Below are 4431 nucleotides of genomic sequence, written 5' to 3' on the forward strand. Positions count from 1 at the left end.
TACATTCGCCTGGTGGAGCAATCTGTTTTACCGCCACAAAAAATGAGCGAACCATGAGTAATAGACTTATAACAATTTATCATTGGGTGAGGTGATCTATGCTACACCGTCATGTAACAACTTATGGGCCACCACTTCTGGTTGAGGGATCTGCCACGGTTCTGAAGAACCTGGATTGGTTTGAGGCCGTGCGTATGGTAGACCCTGAGCAAACATCTCTTGAAGAGCTAAAACAGTTCCCTAATGATCTGTTTATCTTCTTTCCCGAAGGGCTTGCCACAGAGGCAGCGATTCGATTCCATCACCATATTATTGTGAGCGATTGCCCACAAGATGAAGATGCCTTGGTGGTTCTCAGCCCTTTTGACTCGCTGAAGATATTTCGCGTGGGAGTGCTCTCTGCGCTCTCAGGGCAGTACTATCGCTCCCCACGATTTCGGAAGCCCGCTCTTCAGGACGTGTGACCTGCGAACTTACACCAGCATCGGTAGGTTCAGGCGACGAGGGTCTTCGAGGAGCATACGGCTGTCGTCGCGCTCGATTATGTTGTAGAGAGGGTCACGCTCTACGGGGTCGCGGCCTGCCTCCACGATCATCTGCACGAGCTGGCGCTGGCTGAGGTTCTGCTGCTCGTTTTCGTCGTCAATCTCGTGGGTGATGACATACTCCACAATCGTGCCGTCAATGTCGTCGGCACCGTACCACTGCGCGGTCTGGGCCACGGGGGGGGTGATCATCATCCAGAAGGCCTTGATGTGGGGGAAGTTATCCAGCATCAGCCGCCCGATAGCGATTGCCTTGAGATCCAGATAGCCCGTGGTGCTGGGAATATGCGAGAGCTTGGTGCCCTTGCTAGAGAACGCCAGCGGGATAAAGGTCAGGAAGCCATTGGTCTCGTCTTGGGCCTCGCGGAGCTTCATCATGTGGATAACCCGCTCTTCCAGCGTCTCGATATGCCCGTAGAGCATCGTGGCGTTGGTGTGCAGGCCTGCCCGATGCGCCGTCTTGGCCGTCTCCAGCCACTCCGCCGCTGTCTCCTTGCGCTCGAAGATGGCATCGTGGACGCGATCCGTGAGAATCTCCGCGCCCCCACCAGGCAGGCTACAGAGCCCATGCGCCTTGAGCTCCAGGAGCATCTCGGTCATAGGTTTCTGCGCCAGCGTTTGAATATGAAGCAGCTCGACCATCGTGAAGGCCTTGATGTGCGCCTCCGGGCGGGTGGCTTTGACGGTGTCGAGCAGCTCCAGATAGTAGGAGTACGGGAGCTTTTTATTGATCCCGGCCACCATATGAATCTCGGTGACGGGCAGGTGCTTGGTGCGCTCTAGCTTCTCTCGCACCTGATCCATGCTCATGGTATAGGCCGCGGGGCCACCTTTCTGAGCGTAGAACGAGCAGAACTTACAGCCCTTGTTACAGAGGTTGGTGTAGTTGATGTGCTGGTTGCGGACGTAGTAGGTATCGTTGCCGTTCTTGGCCTCGCGGACAATGTTTGCCAGTGCACCAATCGCCGTGAGGTCGTCTGACTTCCACAGCGCGAGCCCGTCGTCGAAGGAGAGGCGCTTGCCCTCCATCACCTTATCGTAGATCGGGGAGAGCTCTCCGTGCTGGAGATACTGGTGCATAAAACTTGACGTTGCCATCGGTTTGCCTAACTTAAGAATCGGTCTAACTAGAATTTGTGAACTTGTTCACTAATTCTATCGCCGGTGGTTGAGGCTGTCAAGCAGGCCAACGCTTGAGGTGGTAGGTAAGGTGTGCATCCAACATGGTCAGGTAGCTATCTGCGTCCAAGGCCCCAAAAACGGGGTGATTGGCAAAGCGTTCGCCTGGTTTTGCGGTCTCAAGACCTGCCTGAAATGTCTCACGGCTTGTGGACCAGCGCTGCATGAGTTCCTCAAGGGAGATGTCATCGCGTGGCTCTTCCCGAGCCTTGGAAGGAATGGGCACGGCGGCTCGGAGCATGGCACAACCGAGGAAGAAAATGGGTTTTCGACGAGCGACACTACCATCAGGGGGAGCAGGCAAGAGCTCCTCGGCCCGCATCAAGTGGTAGGCAATTTGCATCGGCGACCAAGCATCCTGTGCTAATTTTTGGGGCGCGAGCCCCTCCCGTTGCCCAAGAGTGGCAGATTCTAGCCGCCGAAGAATATCGAGTTTTTTCTGTTCGATTAACTTGAACTGGCTCTGACGTTTTGGACTCATAGCGGAACTTCCTGATCTTCTTTGTGAATTATTTCACAAATTCTACCGCTGAGGGGTAATGCTGTCAAGCGAGCCTTCTATTTGGATCTGACCACCAGCGTTTTGATCTCAAAAGGCCGGTAGGGAAAAGTCAGCGTATTGTTTTTGAAGGGCACGGGCACAGGGTCTTGCTCCAGGCTGTTGGTCTCGTAGGCCGCCGCAATCTCAAAACCAAACGTGAGGGTCGCCTCGCCGCGGGTTTGGAGGGCTTCGTAGAGACGAACCACGAGCTGGTTATTGTCCGCTTCGGCACACTTGATGGTCTCGATAATGATTCCCTGGTCGTCCACACTCACAAAGTCGTAGCTTGGCGGCAGGGTGGCTTTGGGATTTTTCGGGGCAAAGCGGGCCAGGAGCGGGTAGCTGAGCGCATGGGCTTCGTCCACGGTTTCGTTGCGCCAGTCGCCAGTGTGCGGAAGAACGGCGTAGGTGAAGTGATGTAAGCCCTGGTCGGCGTCGGGGTCGGGGTAGATGCCGGATTTGATCAGGGTGAGTGAGAGGGTATTCTCGCGGGCATCGTAGCCGTATTTTGTGTCCGAGAGGATGCTGACGCCAAAGTCGCCCTCGGAGAGATCGGCCCACTTATGGCCACAGACCTCGAACTTGGCGGCGTCCCAGCTGGTGTTGGTGTGCGTGGGCCGTTCAATCGCGCCAAACGGGATCTCGTAGGTGGCGCGGCTGGCGAGCACCGTGGCGGGGACGTGGGCCTTGAGGAGCGTCTGGTGCTCGTGCCAGTCAATCTCGGTGACTAACTCGACACGGGCGGAGTGCGCCCAGAGCTGGATGCGCTGGGTAATTCTGGAATTACGGAACTGGCGCTCGACCAATATACTCGCACGCACGGGGCCATTTTCGATCACCTCAAAGCGTGTCACCGTGGCTTCGTCGGCGAGCGGGCAGGGTTTGTCGCGGTAGCTCGCGTCTATGTTCCAGGCATCGTAGGCGGCGGGCTTGTCCTCGTAGGCCGTGAGCTGGGCCGGGGCGGCAAGGGCCTCGCGCTCGCCGTCCTCGGTCTTGTGGATGAGCGAGGCAATTTCGCCGTGGGCATTAAGCGTCACCCGCACGAAGTCATTTTCGAGGATGTTTTCCTCGGCAGTGACCGTGCTCTCGTCAGCAGGGGCATCGGTGCGGCCCAAGCCAATGGACTGGTAGCCCAGCGGCTCGACATCGAGAAGCGTTACCAAGTACTCACGCTCCTTGCCTGCCATTCGTAGAAACTGACTGCTCAACGGCTCGCCCTCAGAGTCGGTGAAGAGGACACGGCCCTTGCGGACTTGGTCGCCAGGGAGCCGGACATAGAACGCATCGCCGGGTCGGAGCGTGTCGGTGGGGTTGAAGATAATCACGGAGTCGGTAGGCGTGGCGATGTTTTGCGAGAGCTCGGTAAGCGCCGCGTCTTGGAGGGCGAGGGCACCAGAGACCACCTCACCCAGCTCGCGCTCGGCCTGCTCCACGGCGGGGCGGATGCAGGTGCCGGGCAAAATATCGTGGAACTGGTTCTGGAGTAACGTCTCCCAGAGCGCGTCGAGAGTGGCCTTCGGGTAGGCCGTCCCAAGCTGGGTCTGGGCAAGCGACGCAAACAGCTCCGCGCTCCGGAGCGCACGCTCCGCGGCGCGGTTTCCCTGCTTGATGCGTCCCTGGGATGTGTAGGTGCCACGGTGGTTCTCTAAGTACAGCTCACCGCTCCAGAGCGGCAGGTTGGTCTTGGGGAGCCGCGCAAAAAACGCGTCGGCACGGTCAAAACCACACGAGCCAAGACCCGCAATACTTTTGAGACGCCGTGCGACTTCCAGCATCCGCCGGGTCACGCCCCCCCCCCCGTCGCCGTGGCCTACGGAGTGGCAGATTTCCTGATGCAGAGTTTTATTCTGGTAGCGCTCCCAGCCTCGACGTAGCTCGTAGGGCGTCAGATGCCCATTGTAGGTGGATATCTCCTGATTTAATCCCCTATGGAATTCTGGAGCTGTAAGAAACTGCGTCAGCACTTCCGTGCCATCTATGCCGCGCCAGCGAAACGTGTCGTGCGGCATGCGGTTGGTGTCCGACCAGGAGATCTTCGAGGTCAGAAAGTACTCCAGCCCGCAGGACTTCATGAGCTGTGGCAGGGACGCGCTGTAGCCAAAGACATCGGGGAGCCAGAGGATCTTGGTGGTGACGCCAAACTCCTGCTCAAAGAAGCGATTGCCG

4 protein-coding genes are annotated in these 4431 nt (G+C 57.8%); 1 reads left to right on the forward strand and 3 read right to left on the reverse strand.

Going from position 1 to position 4431, the window contains the following annotated elements:
- The first annotated feature begins 98 nt into the window (after positions 1–98).
- Positions 99–464, forward strand: coding sequence for a hypothetical protein (locus tag RMO15_RS11345; protein WP_309712168.1), 366 nt, complete (start codon positions 99–101; stop codon positions 462–464).
- Positions 465–473: 9 nt separating this feature from the next.
- On the opposite strand, the gene mqnE is transcribed toward RMO15_RS11345, so the two are convergent.
- The 3 genes from mqnE to RMO15_RS11360 all read right to left on the reverse strand — a co-directional run.
- Positions 474–1643: an aminofutalosine synthase MqnE gene (mqnE, locus tag RMO15_RS11350; protein ID WP_309712172.1), complete on the reverse strand. Its 1170-nt coding sequence runs from the start codon at positions 1641–1643 to the stop codon at positions 474–476.
- Between the two features lie 79 nt (positions 1644–1722).
- Positions 1723–2205 (reverse strand): DUF1569 domain-containing protein, encoded by a 483-nt coding sequence (locus tag RMO15_RS11355; protein ID WP_309712175.1) that lies wholly within the window; start codon positions 2203–2205, stop codon positions 1723–1725.
- 77 nt (positions 2206–2282) lie between these two features.
- A partial coding sequence (locus RMO15_RS11360; protein ID WP_309712180.1) for a glycoside hydrolase family 38 C-terminal domain-containing protein occupies positions 2283–4431 on the reverse strand: 2149 nt, incomplete at its 5' end.

Origin of the sequence: Armatimonas sp., from assembly GCF_031410135.1 — a bacterium.
Lineage (GTDB): Bacteria > Armatimonadota > Armatimonadia > Armatimonadales > Armatimonadaceae > Armatimonas.

What these genes read in the sequence shown, in the direction of transcription:
- RMO15_RS11345 (WP_309712168.1), top strand. Translation starts at nt 99, where the DNA reads ATGCTACACCGTCATGTAACAACTTATGGGCCACCACTTCTGGTTGAG.
- mqnE (WP_309712172.1), bottom strand. Translation starts at nt 1,643, where the DNA reads ATGGCAACGTCAAGTTTTATGCACCAGTATCTCCAGCACGGAGAGCTC.
- RMO15_RS11355 (WP_309712175.1), bottom strand. Translation starts at nt 2,205, where the DNA reads ATGAGTCCAAAACGTCAGAGCCAGTTCAAGTTAATCGAACAGAAAAAA.